This window comes from Nocardiopsis sp. M1B1, from assembly GCF_052466615.1.
Genome location: NZ_CP196194.1, coordinates 285,345 through 308,458 on the forward strand (window position 1 = coordinate 285,345; position 23,114 = coordinate 308,458).

Annotated in this window: 21 protein-coding genes and 1 pseudogene; 11 read left to right on the top strand and 11 right to left on the bottom strand. The window is 71.0% G+C overall.

Annotation, left to right across the window (positions count from 1 at the left end):
* Positions 1 to 232: 232 nt before the first annotated feature.
* A complete protein-coding gene (gene eccCa, locus ACSTA4_RS01280; RefSeq protein WP_444964068.1) occupies positions 233 to 4,198 on the bottom strand; it encodes a type VII secretion protein EccCa in 3,966 nt (1,321 codons plus the stop codon).
* A gap of 217 nt (positions 4,199 to 4,415) precedes the next feature.
* Between eccCa and eccD the strand changes: the two genes are divergently transcribed.
* On the top strand, positions 4,416 to 5,750 hold the full coding sequence (eccD, locus tag ACSTA4_RS01285; protein WP_444962145.1) for a type VII secretion integral membrane protein EccD: 1,335 nt from the start codon (positions 4,416 to 4,418) through the stop codon (positions 5,748 to 5,750).
* Between the two features lie 135 nt (positions 5,751 to 5,885).
* Here eccD and ACSTA4_RS01290 read toward each other — a convergent pair whose 3' ends face one another.
* Positions 5,886 to 6,359 carry a GerW family sporulation protein gene (locus tag ACSTA4_RS01290; RefSeq protein ID WP_444962146.1) on the bottom strand — a complete coding sequence of 158 codons (474 nt, stop codon included), beginning with the start codon at positions 6,357 to 6,359 and terminating at the stop codon, positions 5,886 to 5,888.
* 199 nt (positions 6,360 to 6,558) lie between these two features.
* Between ACSTA4_RS01290 and ACSTA4_RS01295 the strand changes: the two genes are divergently transcribed.
* On the top strand, positions 6,559 to 7,233 hold the full coding sequence (locus ACSTA4_RS01295; RefSeq protein WP_444962147.1) for a hypothetical protein: 675 nt from the start codon (positions 6,559 to 6,561) through the stop codon (positions 7,231 to 7,233).
* Between the two features lie 12 nt (positions 7,234 to 7,245).
* Here the strand turns inward: ACSTA4_RS01295 and ACSTA4_RS01300 are convergent, their stop codons facing one another.
* The 3 genes from ACSTA4_RS01300 to ACSTA4_RS01310 all read right to left on the bottom strand — a co-directional run bounded on the left by ACSTA4_RS01300 (position 7,246) and on the right by ACSTA4_RS01310 (position 9,538).
* On the bottom strand, positions 7,246 to 7,383 hold the full coding sequence (locus ACSTA4_RS01300) for a hypothetical protein (RefSeq protein WP_444962148.1): 138 nt from the start codon (positions 7,381 to 7,383) through the stop codon (positions 7,246 to 7,248).
* Positions 7,384 to 7,402: 19 nt separating this feature from the next.
* Positions 7,403 to 8,545 carry a WD40 repeat domain-containing protein gene (locus ACSTA4_RS01305; RefSeq protein ID WP_444962149.1) on the bottom strand — a complete coding sequence of 381 codons (1,143 nt, stop codon included), beginning with the start codon at positions 8,543 to 8,545 and terminating at the stop codon, positions 7,403 to 7,405.
* Between the two features lie 615 nt (positions 8,546 to 9,160).
* Positions 9,161 to 9,538: a hypothetical protein gene (locus tag ACSTA4_RS01310; protein WP_019609224.1), complete on the bottom strand. Its 378-nt coding sequence runs from the start codon at positions 9,536 to 9,538 to the stop codon at positions 9,161 to 9,163.
* Positions 9,539 to 10,107: 569 nt separating this feature from the next.
* Here ACSTA4_RS01310 and ACSTA4_RS01315 point away from each other — a divergent pair.
* Together ACSTA4_RS01315 and ACSTA4_RS01320 are read left to right on the top strand one after the other, a co-directional pair.
* On the top strand, positions 10,108 to 11,394 hold the full coding sequence (locus tag ACSTA4_RS01315; RefSeq protein ID WP_444962150.1) for an MFS transporter: 1,287 nt from the start codon (positions 10,108 to 10,110) through the stop codon (positions 11,392 to 11,394).
* A 357-nt stretch (positions 11,395 to 11,751) separates the two neighbouring features.
* Positions 11,752 to 12,204: a TIGR03668 family PPOX class F420-dependent oxidoreductase gene (locus tag ACSTA4_RS01320; RefSeq protein ID WP_444962151.1), complete on the top strand. Its 453-nt coding sequence runs from the start codon at positions 11,752 to 11,754 to the stop codon at positions 12,202 to 12,204.
* A 329-nt stretch (positions 12,205 to 12,533) separates the two neighbouring features.
* On the opposite strand, the gene ACSTA4_RS01325 is transcribed toward ACSTA4_RS01320, so the two are convergent.
* Entirely contained in the window at positions 12,534 to 13,367 is an 834-nt protein-coding gene (locus tag ACSTA4_RS01325; RefSeq protein WP_444962152.1) for an SDR family oxidoreductase, read from the bottom strand.
* Positions 13,368 to 13,808: 441 nt separating this feature from the next.
* Here ACSTA4_RS01325 and vapB point away from each other — a divergent pair, with 441 nt between their 5' ends.
* Positions 13,809 to 14,030 (top strand): type II toxin-antitoxin system VapB family antitoxin, encoded by a 222-nt coding sequence (gene vapB / locus ACSTA4_RS01330; RefSeq protein ID WP_444962153.1) that lies wholly within the window; start codon positions 13,809 to 13,811, stop codon positions 14,028 to 14,030.
* A gap of 53 nt (positions 14,031 to 14,083) precedes the next feature.
* Positions 14,084 to 14,227, top strand: a pseudogene (locus ACSTA4_RS01335) (PIN domain-containing protein); the annotation flags it as partial.
* 78 nt (positions 14,228 to 14,305) lie between these two features.
* Here the strand turns inward: ACSTA4_RS01335 and ACSTA4_RS01340 are convergent.
* From ACSTA4_RS01340 to ACSTA4_RS01350, 3 genes are all read right to left on the bottom strand, one after another.
* Positions 14,306 to 16,123, bottom strand: a complete 1,818-nt coding sequence (locus ACSTA4_RS01340; protein WP_444962154.1) for an acyl-CoA dehydrogenase — start codon at positions 16,121 to 16,123, stop codon at positions 14,306 to 14,308.
* A gap of 237 nt (positions 16,124 to 16,360) precedes the next feature.
* Positions 16,361 to 16,864 (bottom strand): ATP-binding protein, encoded by a 504-nt coding sequence (locus ACSTA4_RS01345; RefSeq protein ID WP_444962155.1) that lies wholly within the window; start codon positions 16,862 to 16,864, stop codon positions 16,361 to 16,363.
* A complete protein-coding gene (locus ACSTA4_RS01350) occupies positions 16,861 to 17,661 on the bottom strand; it encodes a hypothetical protein (protein WP_444962156.1) in 801 nt (266 codons plus the stop codon). The genes ACSTA4_RS01345 and ACSTA4_RS01350 overlap by 4 nt, the downstream gene beginning before the upstream one ends.
* A gap of 425 nt (positions 17,662 to 18,086) precedes the next feature.
* Between ACSTA4_RS01350 and ACSTA4_RS01355 the strand changes: the two genes are divergently transcribed.
* The gene (locus tag ACSTA4_RS01355) at positions 18,087 to 18,989 is read left to right on the top strand and encodes a 1-aminocyclopropane-1-carboxylate deaminase/D-cysteine desulfhydrase (RefSeq protein ID WP_444962157.1); all 903 of its coding nucleotides are present in this window, start codon (positions 18,087 to 18,089) and stop codon (positions 18,987 to 18,989) included.
* Between the two features lie 46 nt (positions 18,990 to 19,035).
* Here ACSTA4_RS01355 and ACSTA4_RS01360 read toward each other — a convergent pair whose 3' ends face one another.
* Positions 19,036 to 19,281: a DUF397 domain-containing protein gene (locus ACSTA4_RS01360; RefSeq protein ID WP_444962158.1), complete on the bottom strand. Its 246-nt coding sequence runs from the start codon at positions 19,279 to 19,281 to the stop codon at positions 19,036 to 19,038.
* A complete protein-coding gene (locus ACSTA4_RS01365) occupies positions 19,278 to 20,090 on the bottom strand; it encodes a helix-turn-helix domain-containing protein (protein ID WP_444962159.1) in 813 nt (270 codons plus the stop codon). Before ACSTA4_RS01365 ends, ACSTA4_RS01360 begins: the two co-directional genes overlap by 4 nt.
* Before the next feature lie 194 nt (positions 20,091 to 20,284).
* Between ACSTA4_RS01365 and ACSTA4_RS01370 the strand changes: the two genes are divergently transcribed.
* From ACSTA4_RS01370 to ACSTA4_RS01385, 4 genes are all read left to right on the top strand, one after another.
* Positions 20,285 to 20,821, top strand: coding sequence for an ATP-binding protein (locus ACSTA4_RS01370; protein WP_444962160.1), 537 nt, complete (start codon positions 20,285 to 20,287; stop codon positions 20,819 to 20,821).
* Positions 20,822 to 20,873: 52 nt separating this feature from the next.
* Positions 20,874 to 21,089: a hypothetical protein gene (locus ACSTA4_RS01375; RefSeq protein ID WP_061079694.1), complete on the top strand. Its 216-nt coding sequence runs from the start codon at positions 20,874 to 20,876 to the stop codon at positions 21,087 to 21,089.
* A 530-nt stretch (positions 21,090 to 21,619) separates the two neighbouring features.
* Positions 21,620 to 22,789 carry a methyltransferase domain-containing protein gene (locus tag ACSTA4_RS01380; RefSeq protein WP_444962161.1) on the top strand — a complete coding sequence of 390 codons (1,170 nt, stop codon included), beginning with the start codon at positions 21,620 to 21,622 and terminating at the stop codon, positions 22,787 to 22,789.
* On the top strand, positions 22,786 to 22,977 hold the full coding sequence (locus ACSTA4_RS01385; protein ID WP_444962162.1) for a hypothetical protein: 192 nt from the start codon (positions 22,786 to 22,788) through the stop codon (positions 22,975 to 22,977). The genes ACSTA4_RS01380 and ACSTA4_RS01385 overlap by 4 nt, the downstream gene beginning before the upstream one ends.
* The last annotated feature ends 137 nt before the right edge of the window (positions 22,978 to 23,114 follow it).

A 23,114-nucleotide genomic window follows, 5' to 3' on the forward strand; every position in this document is an offset into this window, starting at 1 on the left:
GGGGGCACGGGGTGGGACTGTCCCGGGGACGCCGAGGTTCGCTCCGGGACGCGGTACCCATTATCCGGTTCGCGACGACACGACGCCCCGGCCGGGTGCGCCGCGCCGGGACCCGCACCGCCTGGAGGCCGGTGCCGCGAAGCCCCTACCAGGGCAAGGCCCTCACACCCGGGGGTCCGTACTGCCTGGAGACCCGCGCCGCGCGCCGCGCGCCGCGCCGCGGGCCCCCGGGTCACGCGGGCGGTTCGCTCCACCCCACCTGGACCAGGTCCGGGCGCTGGCCGCGGCGGGCCAGCTGGGCGCGGCCGACCGGCAGCTGCTTGGACGCCGTGCCGTTGGCCAGGCGCCCCTCCATCCGGTCACCGGAGAAGAGCACGCCCGGCGTGGCCATGTCGCTGAGCGCCTGGAGCACCGGCTCGAACATCGCCCGCGCCGAACCGCCCGTGCGGCGGGCCGCGATGATGTGCAGCCCCAGGTCGGAGCCCTGCGCGATGAAGGGCACCAGCGGCGCGAGCGGGTTCGCCCTCGCCCCCAGCATGTCCATGTCGTCCACGACGATGAACAGGTCCAGGCCCTTCCACCAGCTACGCTCACGCAGCTGCTTGGGGGTCACGTCCGGCCCCGGCAGACGCTGCTTCAGCGAACCCGCGAGGTTCGCGGCGACCGCCTGGGTCTGCTCCGCGCTCGTGCAGTAGGCCAGCAGGTGGTCCTCCGGGACCAGCTCCAGGTGGCTGCGGCGGAAGTCCACCATGACCACGCCGATCTCCGTGGGCGGGCGCTGCACGATCTGCTTGACCAGCCCGCGCAGGAGGGCGGTCTTGCCGGTCTGCGGGTCGCCGTACACCACCAGGTGCGGGTCCCGGGCCAGGTTCGTGGTGACCGGCGCCAGCGTGCTCTCGGCCAGGCCCACCACCAGTTCGGCGGCGCGGCCCTTCGGCGCCCGGCGGCCCTTGAGCAGGTCGGACAGCTCCACCTTGGAGGGCAGCGTCTTGACGCCCTGGACGGCCTTCTGCGGCCAGCGCTCCCCGATCCGCTTGACCAGGTCCCGGATCCCGTCGGTGACGTCCTCGTCGCTGGCCACCGCGTCCACCCGGGGCAGGGCCACGTGCGTGTGGTGCTCCTCGGCGGTCAGGCCGCGCCCCGGGGTGTCCTTGGGCAGCGCCTCGGCGATCTTGCGCCCGATCCCCGAGTCCATCGGGTCGCTCAGCCGCAGCTCGAACCGGCCGCCGAACAGCGCCTGCAACCGGGACCGGATCTGCGAGGAGGCGGCTCCGGTCAGGATCGTGTGCACGCCCAGGGACGGGCCGCGGGTCGCGATGTCCATCAGGACCTCGTCGGCCTCGTCGAAGGTGTCGCGCACCGAGGACCAGCCGTCGACCAGCAGGAACAGGTCGCCCACCACGTTCGCGGGCACCGTCCCGTCCGCGCGCGCCTGGCGCAGCGCGGCGGGGGAGTCGAGCCGGTACTTGCGGAACACGCGCTGGCGCCGGTCCAGCTGGGCGCGCACGTCCACCAGCACCCGCTGCACCTTCTCCGGGTCGGCCCGCCCGGCCACGCCCGCCACGTGCGGCAGCTCCTCCATCGCCTGGAGGGCGCCGCCGCCGAAGTCGATCGCGTACACGCCCACGCGGCCCGGCGGGTACCGCCACGCCAGGCTCGCGACCACCGTGCGCAGCAGCGTCGATTTTCCGGACTGGGGGCCGCCCAGGACGATGACGTTGCCCTCGGCGCCGGTGAAGTCCATCTCGGCCGGAACGACGCGCTGTTCCCGGGGGATGTCGGTCAGGCCGATGACGGCGCGCATGTCCGACGGGCGCGGCTCGGTTCCGGGGCCCTCCAGGTCCTCGCCCTCGCCCAGGTCCTCCAGGACCCTGTCGAGGGTGAGCAGCCGCGGCAGCGGCTCCAGCCAGATCGGCCGGACCTTCTCCGCGCCCGAGGCCACCAGCCGGTCCACCGTGACCTGGAGCGTGGTGCGCTTGTCCTCCCCGCGCCCGGACTCCTCGCCCCGGCCGCGGATCGACTCCACCAGGGACTCCACCAGCGAGCCCGCCCCGGTCACCTTGTTCAGCCCGTTGAAGGAGAGCAGGGGCAGCACCGGTTCGTGCTCCTCCTTCTCCTCCCGGACCGGCGGCTCGTAGGGCTGCGACACCATCGCCGCCTTGAACCGCTCGAAGACCGACGTGTCCACCTTCAGGTAGCCGGAGCCCGGCTCGGGCGGCAGGTGGTAGGCGTCGCCCACGCCGATGGCCTCGCGGCTCTCCGCCTCGGAGAACGTGCGCAGGCCCACCCGGTAGGACAGGTGCGACTCCAGGCCCTTGAGCTTGCCCGACTCCAGGCGCTGGGTGGCCAGCAGCAGGTGCACGCCGATCGACCGGCCGATGCGCCCGATGGCCACGAACAGCTCGGCGAAGTCGGGGTGCGCCGTGAGCAGTTCCGAGAACTCGTCGATGATGATCAGCAGGTGCGGCAGCGGTTCCAGACCGGGGTCGTTCTCCCGGGCCGCCTCGTAGGCGTGCAGGTTGGGCAGGTTGCCCGCGTCCTTGAGGATCTGCTGGCGGCGCACCAGCTCGCCGTAGGTGGCCTCGCGGAACCGCAGGACCAGCGAGTCGTCGTCGGCCAGGTTGGTGATCAGGCCGGTGCTGTGCGGCAGGCGGTCGGTGTCGGCGAAGGTCGCGCCGCCCTTGAAGTCCACCAGCAGCAGCGCGAGCGACTCCGGCGAGTGGTTGATGACCAGCGAGGCCACCATGGTCCGCAGCATCTCCGACTTGCCCGAGCCGGTCGCGCCGACCACCAGGCCGTGCGGGCCCATGCCGCCGAAGGCCGACTCCTTCAGGTCCAGCAGCACCGTGTTGCCGCTCGGCCCGACGCCGATCGGCACCCGCAGGTAGTCGCCGGTGCTGCGCCTGCGCCAGGTCTGCCGGGTGTCCAGCTGGGCGACGTCGGCCACGCCCAGGATCTCCGGGAGCCCCACGGTGGCGTGCATGGCGTCGTCGCTGTCGGTGACGGCGATGCCGTACGGGGCCAGGAGGCGGGCCAGGGAGGTCAGGTGCGCGACGTCGGACCGGTCCGCGCGGCCCTGAAGCGGGACGCGCGGTGCGTCCTCGGAGGTGTCGGCGTGCTCGGTGTCCTCGGTCAGCGTGCCGTCCGCGTCGATGCGCAGCCGCAGGTCCACGCCCTCCGGCTCCTCGCGCCGGTCCGCCACCAGGGCGATCACGTGGATGCCCAGGTCGGCCAGGGAGGTCACCGGCGGTTCGGCGTGCAGACCGGACAGGGTCGACTGGTACTCGCCGTCCAGGACGACGACCAGGCGCTGGGTGCCCGGACCGGGCGGTGCGCCGCGGCGCCGCTGGAGGTCGACGGTGCGCCGTTCGATCTCGTCGGAGAGCAGTTCGGCGATCTGCACGGTGTTGACGGCGACGAAACGGGCGGGCATCGGCCCGTCCTTGGCGTCGTCGAAGGTGTTGTGCGGCAGCCACTTCAGCCACTCCCAGTGGGAGCGCAGCTTGTTGTCGCGCACCACGCCGATCCGCAGGTCGTGCGGGGAGTGGAAGGTGGCCATCTGCGCGACGAGCGAGCGGGCCAGCCCCCGCCCGGCCTCGCGGTCGCCCACGACCGACACCACGCCGTGCTCGCGCAGCGGCAGGACCAGCGGCATCTCGGGGACGTTCGCGTACAGCTCGATGAGCTGGTCGGCCGCCCCCTGGCACACGGGGTCGTAGACGATCAGCGGCGAGGAGGTGTCGACCTTGAGCCTGAGCCGCCGCGCCAGCGGGCGCGTCCCGGTGCCCGCCCGCAGGTCCAGGAAGTCCGGGTCGGCGGCCCGCCGCTCCCAGCGGCGCGTCCGCGACCGCGCCGGGTCGACGAGCAGCTGCGGGTCGGGGTGGCGGAACGCGCTGTCGGCGCGCTGGACGGAGGCCACGTCCCGGACGATCTCGCGGAGCTGGTCGAGGTAGTCGACGTAGCGTTCGCGCTGCTCGCGGATGCGCTTGCGCGGGCCGTTGTGCTGGGCCACGAACATGATGATGCCGACGACCACGCTGGCGATCATGATCATCACGCCGGCGACGGCCATCAGCGGACGGTGGCCCATGGTGATGGACATCAGCAGAGAGCCCGAACCGGTGATGATCGGCATGATGATCATCGCGCCGGAACTCGACGAGGGCGGGTTCTCCGGCATCTGGGGAGGGGTCGCGATGACGAGCGGAGTGTTCCCGGGGGCAGTCGGGACGCTGCGAGCTGGGCGGGGTACGGGTCTCGTCGCCACGGGGATCTCTTTCGGTCCGCCTACGGGGGCTGGTGTCTGGGTGGCTACGCTAGGAATGATCTCGCGATCCCCGCGAATCGCCTAATTCGCGTCCGTCTCCCCCCGAGGGTGACAACCGCCCACGACGAACGACAAAGGAATTCTTGGTGTGAGTGGATACTGCCGGGTCACGGTGACCGGACCGGAACGCTGGGCCGATCTGGCACTCCCCGGAACGGTTCCCGTGGCCACACTGATGCCCCGCATCCTGGAGGTCTGCGCACCCGAGGAGGAGGGCACCGAACCCGCCGCGTGGACGCTCACCACAGTGGAGGGCGACCCCGTCCACCCCGACCAGCCGCTGGAGAGCGCGGGCGTCTACGACGGCGACGTGCTGATGCTGGACCGCCGCACCGCGCCGGGCAGGCCCGCGCACGTGGACGACGTCCGCGGCGCGGTCGAGGACCGCGTCGACGCCACCGCGCACATCTGGAACCCCACGACCACGCTGTCCTTCGGCCTCCTCGTCGCGGCCATCGGCCCCCTGCTGCTGTTGGGGCTGATGATGCGGCTGAGCCCGTCCGCCTGGCACCTGGGGATCGCCGCGGCGGGAACCCTGTTCACGGTCGCGGTGATGCTGCTCGCCGCGCGCAGGCCGCTGCCCGCCGTCGCGCACGTGCTGTTCGCGACGGCCTGCGCGTGGGGCGCGGTCACCGCCGTGCTCGCCGCGAACCTGCTGACCGACGCGAACTTCCTGGTGCAGGCGGCCTTCGCGCTGTCCGGCGCACTGCTGGTGGCGGTGATCGGCTGGACGATGCACGAGACGGGGCTGGCCTACATCTGCGCGCTCGGCGTGGTCGCGGTGACGGCCGGAGTGCTCGTGGTGGTGGGCGTCTTCGTGGAGCCGGTGCAGGGGGCGCGGTCCATGGGGCTGGTCCTGGCGCTGTGCGTGGGCGCGCTGCCGCGCGTGGCGATGGTGATGGGCGGGCTGTCCGGGCTCGACTACGAGGTGGGGCGCTCGGGGCAGGTCACCACGGACCGGTTCGAGGACACCTTCGGCAACACCGACCGCATCCTGCTGGGCGTCGTGCTGGGCGCGGCGGTGAGCGGCGGCGCGACGACCGTGCTGCTGGCCTACCTGGCCACGGGCCTGCCCGACCTGCTGCTGTGCGCGCTGCTCTCGCTGCTGCTGGTGCTGCGCTCGCGGCTGTTCGACCGGATCCGGCACGTGCTTCCGCTGCGCCTGGCGGGGGTGCTGGGCCTGGGCGCGGCGGGCGTCGCGACGGTCGGCGAGTACGCGTTCCTGGCGCCGTGGCTGCCGCTGGTCGCGCTCGTGGCGGGGATCGCGCTGGGCGTACTGAGCTGGGTGCGGCTGACCGACGTGCCGCGTGCCTCGCTGCGCCGCCTCCTCAACTGGACGGAGATCCTGGTGATCATCGCGATGTGCGCGGTGTTCGCCTGGGGGATGGGCCTGTTCGCGTTCGTGGAGCGGATGACCTCGTAGCGCGCTGACGGGGAGCCCTCCGGGAACGGGCGGGACGTACGGGTGTCCGCGTCCGGCGCGACGCGGTTTCCCGAGGGGGCAGGGGAGCCCCGCGACGGCCCGGCGCCGTCCGGAGGCGGCTTACGGCGCGGCCGGTCAACCGGTGTGCTCGGCCTCGCAGGAGGTCCGCGCGGCCTCGTGGGTCTCCCGCGTCGCGGTCAGGGCGCGGCGGCGGCGCGCCTCGCGCAGCGAGACGCCCACGACGCGGGTGGCCGCGGCGGCCGTCACCACGGCCAGCGGGATGACGAGGAACGAGGCGGGCTGCCGGATGGGGCGGTACCGCGCCCCCTCCCGGTCGATCAGCAGGAAGCCCGCGGGCCGCACCCGGACGAAGCCGCTGCCCCCGGCGCCGTCCCCGCCCGCGGCGAACAGGCGGCTGGAACCCCCGCCCATGATGGTCAGCGCGGTCACCCGCGCCACCGGGACGACCGTGGAACCCTCCGCGACCACAGCCTCGCCGAACGCCGACGAGGACCGCGCCGAAGCGCCGGTGTTCTCGATCAGCCTGGCCAGCGCGGACAGGGCGGGACTGGTGCGGCGGGCGCGGCGGCCCAGAGCGGTGTCCGGCATGGCGGCGGGTCCCTTCGTGGCGGTTGCGTACCCGCCCCATTGTGTAACGCGGCCGCGGTGCCCGGAACGTTCCTGGCCTGTTCCGGACACCGGGTCGCGGCCTGTGGAAGGCGGCGTTGTCCGGGACGCTGTGTGACGGAATGTGAGGGGAGGGCGATATGGTGTCCGCCGTCCGCGTTCCCTAGGAAGGAAACCCCCGGTGTCCCCTGCGCCCCACACGACGAAGACCGCGACCGCGCTGGTCCTGGCCCTCATGCTGACCGCCTGCGGCGGCGCGGAGCCGGAGCAGGCCGCGGACGCTCCCGACACCGCGGCGGCCGACGCCCAGGCCTCCCCGCCCGAGGGGACCCCCGAGGAGGCGGTCGAGCTGGTGGACCCGATGGAGCTGGCCCCCGACGACCTGTGCCAGGTGCTCTCCGAAGAGACCAGCACCGAGCTGCTCGGTCCGCCCGAGGACCGGGCCGGCAACCAGGAGACCGATGCCGGTGTCCCCGACGCCGAGGACGTGGAGAGCTTCGGCAGCCTCTCCATGACGTGCATCACCGTGGCCACGAGCATCGGTCCGCCGCCGCGCAGCCACAGCATCACCTACCGCCTGGAGATCAACGAGGGCCTCTACAGGGAAGACACCTCGGCACCCGCGGAGGAGGACGCCGACCCCTCGATCGAGATCGGTGACTACGCGGTCGTGGAGGTCGACCCGGAGGGCACCGACGTCGACCTCCAGGTGGTCCAGGGCCAGGTCGGTGTGAGCGTCGACTACTCGGCGACGGAGGTCGTCGACTACGAGGGCGTTCCCTACGTCGACGAGGAGGAGATGGTCGCGCGCGCCCTCAGGGCGGCGGAGGAGATCCTCGCCGCCACCGGTGTGTAGCGTCTCCTGAGGTCAGCGCAGCGGCGGCCCCAGCGCCTCCGGGGTCCCGGGTCCCACCGGGGCGATTCGCTCCTCGGGGGTGGCCGCCGCTTCCCGGACGGTGATCGTGCCGCCGTCGTCGGTGCCCCCGTGCTCGGGGGCCGCGAACACCGCGCGCCCGCGGCCCGGCTCAGGGCGTGAGCACGTTGAGCAGGTTCAGTTCGGTGTCGTAGACGGCGACGTCGCCGGTTCCCGTGCGCAGGCCCGCCACCCGGGACCCGTCCTGGGACAGGGCCATGGGGAACACGCGGGGCAGCTCCGGGCCCAGCGCGACCTCGGTCGCCGAGGCGTACCGCCACGCCACCATGTCGCCTCGGCCGGTGGCGGGGTCCAGGCGGGCGGCGAACACGCGGCCGCTCGCGGCGCTGTAGGCGACGTCCACCAGGATGCCCTCGTCCGGGCCGGGGACGACGAACTCGCGGACGATCGCTCCGGTCCCGGGCACGACGAGGAGCACGGAGCCGGAGCGGATGAGCAGCACGGCCGAGCCGTCCGGGACGAGGTCGAACGAGGCCGCGCCCACACCGGCGCGCTCGCGGATCAGGCCCCGCAGCGAGAGGCTCCCGGCGTCCCACACGGCGATCCCGCCGCCCTCCTCGCCGCCCGCCACCACGCTGCCGTCGAGCGAGTACCTGATCGAGCCCAGCACGCCCGAGCCGGACAGCCGCGCCTCCAGCTCCCAGGTGCGGGTGTCGTGCAGGTGCAGGAGCCGTCCGTCGGGGTCGCTGCGCACGCCCAGCGCGAGTGAGGAGCCGTCGGGGCTGAAGGCGATCGACCGCACGCCCCTCTCCTCACCGACGTCCTGCCTCCTGCCGGTCTCCAGGTCGACGACGGAGGCGCCGTCGAGGGTTCCGTAGGCGAGCAGGCACCCGTCGGGGCTGAACGCCGCCGGGGTCGGCGGCACTGCGGAGGAGTCGTGGTCGATGCGGGCGATGGCGCGCGACTCCCGCCAGTCCCACAGGGTCACCGTGTCGATCTGGGAGACGGCCAGGACGGAGCCGTCGGGCGAGAAGGACAGCGCGAGCGGGACGTCCTCGGGGAAGGAGGTCATCGGGGTCCCGGTCGGCGCGAGGCTGTCGGAGAGGGCCGATCCGGTCGCGGAGCAGTCGGCGGCGCCCTCGGCCGCCTCGGGGTCCCACGAGGGGGCGGTGAAGGAGTACAGCCCCACACTCACCAGGAGCACCACCACACCGGCCAGCGCCGCCGCGCGCAGGAGGGAGCGGCGGCGTCGTTCCCCGAGGTGTGAGGGTTCTTCGGGGTGGAGGGGGCGCATGGGTCCTCTGGGGGGTGTTACAGGGATGAGCGAGGACGGCCCGTCGTTTCCGGGCCGGTGCGTGTGTGGTTGTCAGCAGCCACCGTAACCCCAGAAGACCGCTGGTGGGGAATGGTTCTGGAGGGTTCGGGCAGGTTATGTGCCCTTCTGTCAGTTTTTGGTGCCGTAGGTCCGAAGATCTCTCGGCCGGAGGAGGGCCGGGGGCACGCGCGGCGGGCGAAAGGCCGACCGGGGTCCGTGGAACCGGGGCGCGGGAACGCCCGCGTACCAGGGGGTTTCGGCTTTACGCCGGACCGGGACGTGTCGAGTCCTTCTGCACGGGTAGGCGAAGGGACGAGGAATCGTCCGCACGCGCGCCGGACAGGTGGCCGAGGGGCGTGTGCGGGGAAGAGGGTCGTCTCCACGGGAGAACGGCGCCGCGCGGGGCGACGGGTCCGCGCGCGGGGCCCGGGAACGCCGACAGGCGTGTCGGGCGCGTTCGGCGCCCCTGAGAGGGCCGTGCACCGGACAGGGGAGTGCGCGGACGGGGTACGTGTGCGGAGCGGGTTCCGCGGGCGGCAGCCGAGGGCTCAGCGGCTCCGCTGACCGGGAGGTCTCAGAGTCGGCCGCGCGGCCTCAGGCCGCGACCGTGTGGTTGATGACGCTGCCGTGGCCGTAGACCGGCTCGGGCCCCTGCGCGAAGGGGTTGAGGAGCTCGGCGGCGCCGACGGGATCGCTCGCGGGATGCGAGACCGGGCCGCCGTGGAACAGGTCGTTCCAGAAGAAGCGGCCGTCGCGACACCAGACGTTGACGTCCCGCTGGACCGAGACGACGGCCAGCTCGGAGCTGCCCGACCAGTAGAACTGGCGGGGGGTCACGGAGGCGAGCTCGCCCAGGAGTGCCGTGATCGCGCGCTGGGCGCAGAAGGCGTGGCGGGGCTTGTGCTTGATTCGCCTGGCGAGGGCCGATTTCGCCCGGGAGGCCCGGGGGTTGTTCAGGCGCCAGTGACTCAAGGTCGTCTCCAGTGGTCTAGGTTGCCGCGGTGCCGTGTTCGCTTGTGCGGCCACGTCGCCGCGGTCCGAGGTGCTCCGCCTCAGGTGGCCTTGGCGGGTTCCCTCCACAAAGTTGGTGAGGCGTGAACGATGTCGTTACCTCGTAGTTATTCTTTGCGCTCCGGATGCTAGCAGCAACTGACCCCTTGTAGTCGAGGCTTCTGTAAGTGACCAATATCACATTTAACGAATGTGTCTCGACTTCACCAAACCAAGAACCTCCAGGTCAGAGCATGTATTCCGAACGCCTGGACGTTTTTTGGGCGTCGCGAAAAGTCTGTCCGCTTGCGTGGGAGATGTCGCCAGTGTCACTCGTTGTGGCGACTCTTGGCGTGTTTGTCGTGACTCTCCGCGACTTAGTGCAGGTTACGGGCCCTTGACCCGGTCAAACCCAGGCTTTGCCGTCCGCGTCCCCTCCCGACATGCCGGTGTTCCCGTCGGTTTTGCCCGCGCTTTCACCCCGGTGTAAGGGCTGGTCCCGTATGTGGAGGACACTGGAACGGTCGTACGAAACGGAGAGAAGTCGTCCAGTGACACAGACCGAGACATCCGGTGACCGGACTACCGCACGGGAGGGCGCCGTGGCCTCCGAACCCGCTGGCGGCGCCAGGGCCTGGCTCGTGTGGGGCGTCGCCGTGGGCGGGTACTTCCTGGCGATGCTGCACCGCAACGGTCTCGGTGTGGCCGCCCTGGAGGCCCAGGCCCGCTTCGACGTCGGACCGGCTCTGCTGTCCCTCCTGCCGATGCTGCAACTCCTGGTGTACGTGGTCCTCCAGGTGCCCACCGGGCTGCTGGCCGACCGGCTCGGCCCCCGCTACACGCTCGTCATGGGCATGGCGGCGATGACGGTCGGCGCGTGCCTGTTCGCGCTCGCCCCCGGTATAGAGGTGGCGGTGGCCGGGCGGTTCCTCATCGGCCTCGGCGACGCCCTGGTCTTCCTCAACGTCATCCGACTGGCTGCCCTGTGGTTCCCGCGTTCGCGCTACGCCCTCGTCAGCGGGCTCACCGGCGTGGTCGGCGGAACGGGGCAGGTGGCCAGCGCCGCGCCGATGGCCTGGGCCCTGGAGGGCTTCGGCTGGGTGGCCGCCTTCCTGGCCACCACGGCCCTGACCGCGCTGATGGCCCTGCTGATGCTGGTGGTCGTGCGCGACCGCCCGGCCGGGGCGGCGGGCCGCTCCACGGTCGCCGACCCGATCTCGGTGTGGGCCGCGCTCAAGGAGGCGCTGCGCTCGCGCGGCCCGCAGATCGGCATGGCCCACCACGCGGCCGTCATGGCCCCGTTCACGATGATGATGGTGCTGTGGGGCTACCCGTTCCTCGTGGGCGGCCTGGGGCTGCCCGAGGACACTGCTGCCCTCACCCTCACCGCCCTGGCCGCGGGCGGACTGTGGATGGCTCCGCTCGCGGGTGTCGTGATCGGGCGCAGACCCGGCGTGCGCCGGTGGCTGGGGCTCACCCTGAGCACGACGCTGAGCCTGGGTTGGTTGCTGCTGGTGGCGTGGCCCGGGGGAACCCCGGTGGCGGTGGGGTTGACGGTGCTCGCGGTGAGCGCGATCGGGCAGACCCTGGCGCCGACGGTCTCCTTCGACTTCGCGCGCGACGGCATCCCCGCCAGCCGGACCGGCGTCGCCTCCGGCCTGGTGAACATGAGCGGGTTCACGACCGCCGTGGTGTGCACGGTGGCGGCGGGCGCGCTGCTCCAAGCGCTGCCGGAGGGCCCCGAGGCCTACCAGTTGGCGTTCGTGCCGATGGCCGTCGCCACGGTGTGCGCGACCGCGGCGCTGTACTACTTCGTCCTCCGCCGTCCCCGGGCCTGACCCCTCGGGTCAGTACGTCCGGGACCCCGTCTCACGCGCGTGCGTGCGCGCGGGGAGGAGAGGAGCGGAGTCCCCGGTCCGCGGAGCCGAGGACTTTCGGGGGCGTTCGTACGCGTGGAGGCCGGTCCGACGACCGGCCTCCGCCGTGTGTACGGCCCCGTACGCGCCTGGGGACGAGGACGAACCGCCTCCCCGGTGGGCGCGGCGGGCCCCGCGCGCGTGCGCGGGGACGAGAAGCGTCCCCCGAGACCTGAGGGCCCGCTCGGGGCCTCGCGCGCGTGCGCGCGGGGGCGATGGGAGAAAAAGGGTCGTGCGCGCCTCTTGTGCCGTCCGGGGTCGCGTGGGATTTTCTCTGTCATGAGGTGGAGTCCCGAACGGTCCAGGGAGATGTTCGCGCGGAGCCGGGTCGCCAGGCTGGCCACGGTGGGCGAGCACGGGCAGCCCCATCTGGTGCCCGTGGTGTTCGCGGCCTACGGCGACACGATCGCGATCCCCGTGGACCACAAGCCCAAGACCACGTACCGGCTCAGGCGGCTGCTCGACATCGAGGGCAACCCCCGGGTGTCGCTGCTCGCGGACGAGTACTCCGACGACTGGGACCGGCTGTGGTGGGTCCGCGCGGACGGTGAGGCGCTGGTCCTGCACGACGGCCCGGCCTGGACTGAGGCACGCGACAGGCTGGTTGAGCGCTATCCCCAGTACCGGGACACGCCGCCCGAGGAGGCGATCATCCTGGTGGAGGTCCGCCACTGGTCCGGGTGGTCGGTCGCGGAGGAGCCCGACGCGGAGTCCGGCACGTCGGAACTCTGAGGACGCGCCGGGACACTCGACACGTCGGAACGCTGACGGCACGCCGGGAACGCTGACGACGCGCAGGAACACCCGACACGCCGTAACGCTGACGGCACGTCGGGACACTGACGACGCGGGGCGCTGAGGCGCGGTGCGAGTGCGTGCGGCGGCGGCCCCGCTTCCGGCGCCGCAGTCGGCCGCCGACCGTAACGCCGGGGACCGTGACGTCGGGAACGGGACCGCCCCCTGAGCGGGAGGAACCGCCGCGCACGGTCCGCTGGGTGGCGCCGGGGCGGGCCGGAGCCACCCAGCGGACCGCGGCGGCGGATTCCGGGGGCGGGCGCGGGTCAGCCCGCGCGCCAGGTGGCGTCCTGGAGCGCGCCCCCGGCCTGCGGGCCCATCAGGGAGAGCCCGCCGTCCACGAACAGCGAGGCGCCGGTGACGTAGGACGCCTCCGGCTTGGCGAGGAAGGCCACGGCCTCCGCCACCTCGTAGGCGTGGCCCGGCCGGGGCAGCGGGTACCCGGCGCGCGAGTCCAGCGCGGGCTCCTCCTCGTGCTGGCCGGTCATGGGCGTGGCGATCTCGCCCGGCGCCACCGCGTTCACGGTGATGCCGTACAGGCCCAGTTCCAGGGCCAGGACGCGGGTGAGCAGCTTCAGGCCGCCCTTGGCGGTGCAGTAGGCTCCCGCGGTCACCCGGGGGAACTCCTCGTGCACGCTGGTGACGTTGACGATGCGGCCGCCGCGACCGGCTTCGCGCATGTGCGTGGCCGCGATCTTCGAGCACAGGAAGGGCGCGTCCAGGTCCACGGACATGACCTCGCGCCAGCGCTCGTAGCTGGTCTCCAGCAGGTGCTCCCCGGAGCCGGTGCCCGCGTTGTTGACCAGGACGCCGATACCGCCGAGGTCCTCGATCAGCTCGGCGACGGCCTCCGAGCCCCGCACGGGGTCGGAGAGGTCGTGCTGGCGAACGGACACCCGGCGGCCGGTCTCGCGGATCTCGGCCTCCGTGCGGTGCACGCCCTCCGCGTCGCTGTGGAAGGTGACGCCGACGTCGAAGCCCTGCTGCGCGAGGCGGATCGCCGTCGCCCGGCCGATTCCGCTGTCCGCGCCCGTCACCACCGCCACGCGGTCGTAGTCGTCGAACTCCCCTGCTCCCTCGACGCGGTCGTCGCGTGCCATGCTCTGCCCCCTTCCGTGCGCCTCCCGGCGGCGCACGCGCTCGGGTGAGCGGCTACCCAGCGCCACCCCCCGTACACGTGGGACGGGTGGCGCGGACGTGCGGCGGAGGTGCCCGAACGGGTGCGTTCCGTGCACGTGGGACCGGAGTCGGGAAGCCGCGCCCGGCGCGTCCCGCGCACGGGACCGGAGCCGCAGCGTCGGGGACGGTGCGCCCCGTATGCGCGGAGACCGAGGCGATCCCGGCACCGGTCGGCTCGTCCTCGTCCGGCGCGTCTTCTACGCGTGGGAATCGTGGGGCGGGGCGGCCCGGTGGCCGCCCCGCCCTCTCTCGGGGTCCGACGTGATTGGAAGGCGGACTCGGGGACGTCCATCAGGTCCACCGTCACGTCCTCTGCGACGGGACTTCGGGATGATTCTCGGATACCGCTTGGAGGTGGTCCCATGGCCGACGTGCTGATCCGAAACGTGCCGGAAGACGTCCTGGAAGCCATCGACGCGGACGCCAGGAGACAGGGGTTGTCGCGTGGCGAGTACCTCAGACGCCTGCTGGAGCGGACAGCGCACGCCTCCGGCGGCGCGGTGACCGTGGACGATCTGGCACGCTTCTCCGAAGCTTTCCCCGACCTCGCCGATCCGGAAGCCATGAAACGGGCGTGGGAATGATCGGGCTCGTCGGCGAATCCGCGTTCGTACGACTGGTGGCGAGCCCCGACGCACAGGAGCGGGCTCCGGGCATCCCCGACCTCCTCATCGCGGCGGTGGCCGAACGCGCCGGGCTCACCCTCCTCCACCTCGACAAGGACTTCGAGCTGATCGCGGAGATCACGGGGCAACCGGTGGAGCGGCTGAGAACGGTCTGACTAGGCATCCGCCGAAGGGGTGACTGAAGGGCGGGGCGGCCCGGTGGCCGCCCCGCCCTCTCACCGGGTCCGACGTGGTTAGAAGGCGGACTCGGGGACGTCCATCAGGTCCACCGTCACGCCCTCGGCGATGCGGCGCTCGGCGGCGATGCGCGGCAGGAACTGCTCGGCGAAGAAGCGCGCGGCGGCGATCTTGCCGGTGTAGAAGTCCTTGTCCTCGTCGCTGGCGCCGTCGATGCTGTTCAGGGCCACCTCGGCCTGGCGCAGCAGCAGCCAGGACAGGACGACGTCACCGAAGGCCATGAGCAGGCGGGTGGAGTTCAGGCCCACCTTGTACAGCTCGCGTGCGTCCTCGGCGGAGCCCATCGCGTGGCCGACCATGAGCTCGACGATCTTCTCGACGTTCTCGGCCGCCTCCAGGAGCAGCGCGCGCTCCTGCTTGAGCTGGCCGTTGCCCGCGTCGCTCTGCGCGAAGGCCTTGATCTCCCCGGCCAGTTTGCCCAGCGCCTGGCCGCCGTTCTTCACGATCTTGCGGAAGAAGAAGTCCTGGGCCTGGATCGCGGTGGTGCCCTCGTAGAGGGTGTCGATCTTGGCGTCCCGGATGTACTGCTCGATCGGGTACTCCTGGAGGAACCCGGAGCCGCCCAGGGTCTGGAGGGACTCGGCGAGCAGCGCGTAGGAGCGCTCGGAGCCCACGCCCTTGACGATCGGCAGCAGGAGGTCGTTCATGGCCTCCAGCTCCGCGGCGTCCTGGCCCGTGCGGTGCGCGATCTGGATCGCGTCCTGCTGGGTGGCGGTGTAGAGCACCAGGGCGCGCATGGCCTCCACGTAGGACTTCTGCGTCATGAGGCTGCGGCGCACGTCCGGGTGGTGGGTGATGGTCACCTTGGGGGAGTCCTTGCCCGCGGCCAGGTCGTTGCCCTGCACGCGCTCCTTGGCGTACTCCAGGGCGTTGAGGTAGCCGGTGGACAGGGTGGCGATCGCCTTCGTGCCGACCATCATGCGCGCGTACTCGATGACGAGGAACATCTGGCGGATGCCGTCGTGCTTGTCGCCCACGAGGTAGCCGATGGCGGGGTGCTTGTCGCCGAAGGTCAGCTCACAGGTGGTGGAGGCCTTGAGCCCCATCTTGTGCTCGACGTTGGTGACGTAGGCGCCGTTGCGCTCGCCGGGCGAGCCGTCCTCGTTGACGAGGTACTTGGGGACCAGGAAGAGCGAGAGGCCCTTGGTGCCGGGGCCAGCGCCCTCGGGGCGCGCGAGCACCAGGTGGAAGATGTTCTCGGTCATGTCCTGCTCGGCCGAGGTGATGAAGCGCTTCACGCCCTCGATGTGCCAGGTGCCGTCGCCCTGGTCGACGGCCTTGGTGCGGCCCGCGCCGACGTCCGAACCGGCGTCCGGCTCGGTGAGGACCATGGTGGCGCCCCAGCCGCGCTCGATGGCCAGCTCGGCGAACCGCTTCTGCTCCTCGTTGCCCTCGGCGTGGAGGATGCTCGCGAAGCCGGGACCGGCGGAGTACATGTGCACGGCGGGGTTGGAGCCGAGGACCAGTTCGGCGGCGGACCAGACCAGGGAGCGGGGGGCGCCCAGGCCGCCCAGCTCCTGGGGGAGGTCGAGGTTGTACCAGCCGGCGTCCATGTAGGCCTTGTAGGACTTCTTCAGGCTCTCGGGGATCGCGACGGTGTTCGTCTTCGGGTCGAAGACCGGGGGGTTGCGGTCCGCGTCCTCGAAGGACTCCGCGATGACGCCCGTGGCGAGGCGGTTGACCTCGTCCAGGATCGTGCGGGCGGTCTCCTCGTCCAGCTCCTCGAAGGGGGCCTGCCCCAGGACGTCCTGGCGCCTGAAGACCTCGAAGAGGTTGAACTCGATGTCGCGAAGGTTGCTCTTGTAATGCGTCATGGACAGCTCCGCTGTGTCCCTGGCCGCGGTGTCTGTACACGCGGATCTACCGACTAGTAACAAGTCAATGTTACTACCCAGTAGCGACCGGCGCCAGTGGGAGGGAGGGAGTTGTGTCCCAGGGGATACCAAAAGGAGGGGCGGGTTTTCGGGAGGCGCGCTGAACGGGCTGTTCGGGGGCTCGCGCGGGGCGGGGAGGCGCTGGCCGGGGCCTCCCCGCCCGTTCGGAGTCCGGCCTCAGTCGATGAGGACGTAGGGGCGCGTGGCGGGCGGAGCGCCGCCCGGGGGGACCCTGAAGGTGGCCCACACGTGGGTGCCCAGGTCGGCCCAGGGTGTGAGGCGGAAGTGTCCCCAGGCTGTGGACAGGTTCTGCACGAGCAGCAGCCCGCGCTGGCCCTCGGCCCAGCTCCACTCGTCCTCCGTCCGCTCCTCCGGGACGGCCGGGATTGCGCCGCCTCCACCGCAGTCGCTCACCGAGAAGCGGAGCGTTCGCGCGTTGGGCATCGACAGCGCGCGGACGACCTCGCCGTCCCTCTCTCCTGAATCCGTGTACTTGACGGAGTTCGCGAACAGCTCGCTGGCGCACAGCCGCACGGTCTCGACCAGGTCCCCGTCGAAACCGGCCAGATCGGCCGCGAGGTCGGCGCGGACACGCGCGAGCTGGTCCAGCGCTCCCGGGTAGACGCGGTGCTCCCAGCGGACGAGGGGGCGCGGAACCTTGGGCGTGGTCAGGAAGATCATGCCGGGACCGCCTGTCGGTGGTGCTCCGTGCGGGGCTGAGGTGCCTGCTGTGCTCGCTGCGTCCGCTCAGCTCGTTGCTGCTGCTGGTCGAGCCAGACGCGGGCGAGCCGGGTGAACGCGCGCCAGTCCTCGGGGTCCTCGCACGCGGGGGACGGAGGGCGAGGAGCGGGTGCCGGGGCGGATCCGGGCTCGAAGGCCTGCGCGGAAACCCGGGCGGAGGCCCGTGTTGGGGCCGGAGCGGGAGCCTCGGTCGAGGCCGCTGCGGGGGCCCGTGTCGGGACCGGGCCAGAGCCGGTCGCCAGGAGGTCGCCGGAGAACGGGGTGTTCGTGCTGGTTCGCTGGTCGAGGCGGATGGTGACCTCGTGCCGGACCCGCGCGGCTCCGGGCTCGCGGGTTCCTGCGCGAGCCTCTGCGCGGGCCTGTTCTCGGGCCGCGTAGTAGGGGCGGACCAGGGCGATGTCGTCGGCGGGGAAGCGCGCGCTCGGCGGGGCCAGACGGGGCGCGGCGGCTGGAGCGGGAGCGGCGGCGGGGACGGAGCCGGGAACAAGGCCGGGAGCGGCGGGGCGCTCGGGGTGCCTGGGTCGCTCGGGGCGTTCGGGAGCCCGGTCGGTTCGTGCGGGAGGTGTGGTGGCCTCGACCGGAACGCGGACCTGGGCGGGGGCCGGGACGTAGCGGCGGACCCGGGTGGAGCGGCGGCGACGGCCGCCGGTGGCGGAGTGGCGTCCGCACGGGGGCGCGAAGAGGGCCTTGACCATGCCGAAGGCGCGGATCAGGGCCGCAGCGCTAAACTGGCGCATGCTGGCAATCCTTGCTCTAAAAGGTTCGAAGTTGCTGGCCACGGCCCCGGACGGTGACTAACCGTCGCGGGGTCATTGTGTGGATGGAGTTGTGTGTCCGGTGCCAGATTAAGGGCAGGGGCGGAGTGGAAGCGAACTTTTCTGCGAACTACTCCAGGGTAATTTCGGGTTGACGGCATCGCCGCAGTTCAGTGGGCGCGGGCAACGCTTTCCTGGCTCTCCTGGAGTTCTGTGAAAATGGCCCTGAATGTCGTTATTGGTGGTATTTGTTGAGAGTGCCCGCCACTGCATGGGCGCACGGGAAAGGCGTCGTCTCGTGGGATGCCGTTTCCCGGCCGTCGCGGCTTGACGCCCAACCCAGTCGGCCTTTCGGTCGCCGCACTAGCCTGACCCGTATGGGGCTCAGGGGCTGTGGCCACGCGAATGTGCGGTTGCCTTCACCGTTGGAGGAGGTCAACGACGAACGCCTGCGCGAGCACGGGGTCCGTCTGCTGCTCAAACGCGATGACCTCATCAGCGCCGAGGTGCCGGGCAACAAGTGGCGCAAGCTCCACCTCAACCTCCAGGCGGCGCACGAACAGGGTCGTTCCGCGCTGCTGACCTTCGGCGGCGCCTACTCCAACCACATCCGGGCGGTGGCCGCGACCGGAAGGGCGTGCGGGTTCTCGACCATCGGCGTCATCCGGGGAGAGGAGCACCTGCCGCTCAACTGGTCGCTCGCCTACGCTGCCGCGCAAGGGATGCAACTGGAGTACCTCGACCGAACCACCTACCGGGCCAAGCACACGTCCGAGGCCATCAACGGGTTGCGCGAGCGGTTCGGTGACTTCTACCTGCTGCCCGAGGGTGGAAGCAATGCCCTGGCCGTGCGCGGCTGCGCCACGATCGCTGACGAGATCGACGAGAACTTCGACGTCGTCTGCTGTGCGTGCGGTACGGGCGGAACCCTCGCTGGCCTGGCGGCGGGGTTGTCCGCCGGGCAGGAGGCTATTGGTTTCTCGGTGCTGAAGGGCGGTGGCTTCCTCAACGAGGAGGTGCGCCGGTTCCAGGAGGACGCGGGTGCGGTGACCGGCAACTGGTCGATCGAGACCGGCTATCACTTCGGGGGGTTCGCCAAGTACCCGCCCGAGCTGGCCGCCTTCATCCAGGAGTTCCACACACGCCACGGGGTGCTGCTGGAACGGATCTACGTGGCCAAGATGCTTGCCGGGGTCTACGACCTGGCGGCGCGAGGAAGGTTCCGCCGGGGAAGCACCGTGGTCGCGCTCATCACCGGCCCGCCAGAGGATACGGATGACCAGAACGCGGGAGGACGGGCGGAGGCCTGAAAAGGGCGGTACCCCTGGCGGAGTACCGCCCTGTAGCTCCCGGTGGCTAACCGAAGCTCTTGAGCGAGTCCACGAGCGCGGTCCACTCGGTGGCCGCGAACGACAGGTGTCCCAGCTCGCGGTTCTGCGTGTCCCGCACGGCGGTGGTGGCACCCTCGGCGACCTCGACGCAGTTGGTTTCGGCGATGCTGTAGCTGCTCTTGTGCCATGAGGGGGTGTTCAAGCGGGCCTCCAGGCAGTTGGTTTCAGCCTTGCTGTACGTGGACTTGTACCACGTTCCTTCGATCATCACTCAACTTCTCCTTGTGCTTTCTTGAGCAGCGACCGTGACTGATCCGGAGGGAGTGCGAATCCCCGCAGGTCTCCCATGCGGGATACGTGTTCTTCGACAGTGTCCGTGTCGACGATCACGCCTCCAACTGACCCGGTCTCCAGGTAGAGGAGCATCCCGGCGTCCGGGACCCTCAACAGCATGAAGCCGTTGTCGAGTCCCGGGTGGTCCCAGGTATCGGCGGGGACGACCAGGATCTCCACTCTGCTCCGCGTGGAGACCTCCAACAGGTACCCAAGCTGTTCCCTCATGGTGTCAGGGCTGCCGAGACGCCGGTACAGCACGGTCTCGTCTAGGACGACCGAGAAGAAGGGGGCGTCATCACGGGCCAGGATGACCTGTCGCTCGGTGCGCTCCTTCGCCTTCGCTTCCACCGCTGTTTGCGAGTCAGCCCGGTTTCCTGCCCGGATCGAGGCGCGCATGTAGTCGCGCGTTTGTAGAAGTCCGGGGATGAGCAACGGGTGGTACTGCTGAATCTGGGTGGCTCGCTGCTCCACGATCGGCAGTTTCCTGTACCAGTCCGGCGGCGTGTAGGCCTCGTGCTGTTCCTCCCACACGGTGACCAGACGGCCTTCGCTGTTAAGCGCCTGGTCAATTCGTTCCGCTGTGTCCTTTTTGGCAGGCGTCTTTCCCAGCTCGATATCACTGACCGTCGCCTGGGACGCTGGTAGCAGGCTTGCAAGCCTGCTCTGCGAGAGCCCCGCCTGTTCGCGGAATCGGCGCACCTCGGCGCCGAACTTCCGAGCCTTCGGATCGACCTCGTTCGCCATGCACAGATTCTTATCAGTCCGCTATCAGGCGCCAACAGGGTTTACCTGAGAATTTCGCATTTCCCGCCGATCTCTAGATCAGGCAAACCTTCTGATGAGACTGTGACGACGGCCGAAGAAAAGTCCCGGCGGCTGTACTGACAACCCCGGGACCTGGTCCGGAACCCGTGCTTCTCACGACAACAGGTACGAACATGAACCAGGCTATCCCTCGTCAGTCCACCCCGGAAGGCGTTCCCGGCCGCCGAACGCTGACGCTCCAACCGCCCTGGCGGATGCGGTTCGAGGACTCCGACCGCTGCGGCATCGTCCTGGGCAGCGACCCCCGCCACGTCGGGATCGCCCGGAACTGGGCCTACCGCAACGCCCGCTCCCCGCGCCGTGCGGCCTTTCCGCTGGTGCTCGCCGTGAGCCTGCTGGTCACCAACGCGCAGCAGCACAGTCGATCCGGCGACCCCGGCGGCACCGTTCGGGTCACGCTGCACCGCAAGCCCCACACCTACACCCTGACGGTCACCGACGACGGACCCCGGCCGGACCAGCCCATCCGCTTTCCGTGTCCGCGAAAGCCCACGGAACCGCTGGAGGCCACCGGCAACGGGCTGCTGATGCTGGACGAGCTGTCGGTGTCCTGGGACTGGACAGGGAACGCGGGCGAATCCCTGACGGTGCGCGCCCTCATCGACCGCGCCGGGCACCAGTGGACCGGGGCTCCCACCACCGAGGCCTGAGGAACGGCACTGCCTCGCGCCACGCCCACCCGTCGAACACGGAAAGCGCCTCATGCCCGACTACAGCTACCTCCTTGACGGCCGCCCCGACGTTTTCACCCCCGGCGAAGTCGCCCAACTGTTCAACATCCGCCCCCGCAGCCTCCACCGAGGCGACTGGGACCGCGTCCTCCGGCCCTTCCGAACCCCGGGCGGAGCACGCCGCTACCCCAAGGAACACATCGCCGCCCTCCTGAACCAGCCGGACGCTTCCGGTCCCTACCTGTAGGGCCACCACGAGCCGGTCCGCGCGTCCTCGACGGCCCGCCGACCTGGCCGAGACCCCGTGGGAGATACGGACTCAGCGGCACGGCGAAAGCTCCCCGGTTCCGCGGGCACCGTCCGAGTGGAACTGGTGGAACCCCGCGCTGACCTGGTGCGGGGTATCCGAAGCAAGGAAGGAACTCCCTATGTCCTCCACGAACCCCGCGACACTGCTGGAGTCGTCCGACGGCGAGTCCCGCACGCAGATCGCCTGCCTCATCGACACCCTCCGCACCACTACCTGAACCGACCAGAGGACCACATTTCCCCCGACCGCACCCGGTCACACGGACAGACCGATCCCGGCCAATGCCCTGACGCAGCGTGCTGGCATGACTACCTTCACATCAACCGCCCCTTTACAACCGAGGAGACCGCCATGGGCAAGCATGAAGACGACTCGAACAGTGACGGCCACAAGCCCGACCGCCCCATCCCGCCGCCCTCCCCCAACGACGGGGGCAGTGGCGGAGGAAAGCACGAGCGCGACGGCAAATGATGGGTGCCGAAAACCTTCGGTCCCGCCTGGCTGAGGAGATCAACCCCTCCTCAGCCTGGCGGGGCGCCTTCGAGCGGGTTCTCCGCCACCGCTTCATCCCCGACCGGATCTGGGTCGAGGACGGGGACGAGCTGACAACCCTCGACAAGTCCGATGACCCGGACGGGTGGTTGCGTGCCTGCTACGCCGACCGGCCGGTCATCACCCAGATCGACGATGGAGACCCGACCGGGCGCGGACACAGTTCCTCGTCGGCGTCCATGCCGAGCATCGTGGCGCTGATGCTGGAGGCCACCGACCTCGCCGCCGGACAGCGGGTGTTGGAGATCGGTACCGGAACCGGGTGGAACGCCGCGCTGCTCGCTGACAGGGTCGGCGCCGGGAACGTGACGTCGGTGGAGATCGACCCGGCCGTGGCCGCACGTGCCCAGGAGAACCTCGAGGGCCGCGGTGTCCATGTGGTCGTCGGGGACGGTGAGAAGGGGTATCCGCCCGACGCCCCCTACGACCGGGTGCTGGCGACCGCCGCCGTCCAGCGGGTTCCCTACCCGTGGGTGGAGCAGACGGTGCCCGGCGGGCGGATCGTGACCCCGTGGGGGACGAGCTTCCACAACGGCACGCTGCTGCGCCTCCAGGTGGGGGCGGACGGGACGGCGTCGGGGAGGTTCGGCGGGAACGCGGGCTTCATGTGGGTCCGCGGCCAGCGGACGCCGCACGGCACGCTCGAAGAGCGCGTCCGTCCCGACCACGAGTACACCGAGAGCACCACGGACCTGCACCCGTACGAGCCGGTCGGTGACTTCGACGCGAGCTTCGCGATCGGCCTGCGGGTTCCCGGGATGAAGGACCTGCTGGTCTTCGACGACGACGTGCCGGGCAACCCGGACTACACGGTGTACCTGATGGACCCGGGTTCGAGTTCGTGGGCCTCGTGGCGGGTCCGGTCCGGCGCTCGTGAGTTCGTGGTCCGCCAGCACGGCCCGCGCTGCCTCTTCGACGAGCTGGCCGGGGCCCACACCTGGTGGCGGGAGGCGGGCCGCCCGGAACACTCCCGGTTCGGTGCGACCGTGACCCGCCAGGGCCAACGCGTGTGGCTGGACGACCCCGGCAACGTCCTGCTCATGGGGCAGATCGCCGCCGGACAAGCGGAGAACGGCCAGGCATGACCCGAGTCGTTCACGAACCCTCGTCCACACTCATGGCCCGCCTGGTCGAGGAGGGCGCGCACCGGTGGTGGCTTACCAACGGCCAGCCGGACTGGAGCGCCTTCGGCGTCACCGTCACGCCGGGGGACCAGCACGTGTGGTTCGGTTCGGCGGAGAGTGACCAGCGCTGGCCGCTGCCGCTCCCGTAGGAAACGACCTCCCTCCTCTCGGGGGCCGGTGTGTGCACGGCCGCCGCGCGGAACGGCTGTGGCAAGGCAAAGGGGCGGCGCTCCGTGGAGGAGTACCGCCCCTTTGAACCCGGTCACCCGCTGACCTGATCTCCGGG

What these genes read in the sequence shown, in the direction of transcription:
- ACSTA4_RS01290 (WP_444962146.1), bottom strand. Translation starts at nt 6,359, where the DNA reads ATGCCGGACACCGCTCTGGGCCGCCGCGCCCGCCGCACCAGTCCCGCC.
- ACSTA4_RS01305 (WP_444962149.1), bottom strand. Translation starts at nt 8,545, where the DNA reads ATGCGCCCCCTCCACCCCGAAGAACCCTCACACCTCGGGGAACGACGC.
- ACSTA4_RS01320 (WP_444962151.1), top strand. Translation starts at nt 11,752, where the DNA reads ATGAGGTGGAGTCCCGAACGGTCCAGGGAGATGTTCGCGCGGAGCCGG.
- ACSTA4_RS01325 (WP_444962152.1), bottom strand. Translation starts at nt 13,367, where the DNA reads ATGGCACGCGACGACCGCGTCGAGGGAGCAGGGGAGTTCGACGACTAC.
- vapB (WP_444962153.1), top strand. Translation starts at nt 13,809, where the DNA reads ATGGCCGACGTGCTGATCCGAAACGTGCCGGAAGACGTCCTGGAAGCC.
- ACSTA4_RS01340 (WP_444962154.1), bottom strand. Translation starts at nt 16,123, where the DNA reads ATGACGCATTACAAGAGCAACCTTCGCGACATCGAGTTCAACCTCTTC.
- ACSTA4_RS01345 (WP_444962155.1), bottom strand. Translation starts at nt 16,864, where the DNA reads ATGATCTTCCTGACCACGCCCAAGGTTCCGCGCCCCCTCGTCCGCTGG.
- ACSTA4_RS01350 (WP_444962156.1), bottom strand. Translation starts at nt 17,661, where the DNA reads ATGCGCCAGTTTAGCGCTGCGGCCCTGATCCGCGCCTTCGGCATGGTC.
- ACSTA4_RS01365 (WP_444962159.1), bottom strand. Translation starts at nt 20,090, where the DNA reads ATGGCGAACGAGGTCGATCCGAAGGCTCGGAAGTTCGGCGCCGAGGTG.
- ACSTA4_RS01370 (WP_444962160.1), top strand. Translation starts at nt 20,285, where the DNA reads ATGAACCAGGCTATCCCTCGTCAGTCCACCCCGGAAGGCGTTCCCGGC.
- ACSTA4_RS01375 (WP_061079694.1), top strand. Translation starts at nt 20,874, where the DNA reads ATGCCCGACTACAGCTACCTCCTTGACGGCCGCCCCGACGTTTTCACC.
- ACSTA4_RS01380 (WP_444962161.1), top strand. Translation starts at nt 21,620, where the DNA reads ATGATGGGTGCCGAAAACCTTCGGTCCCGCCTGGCTGAGGAGATCAAC.
- ACSTA4_RS01385 (WP_444962162.1), top strand. Translation starts at nt 22,786, where the DNA reads ATGACCCGAGTCGTTCACGAACCCTCGTCCACACTCATGGCCCGCCTG.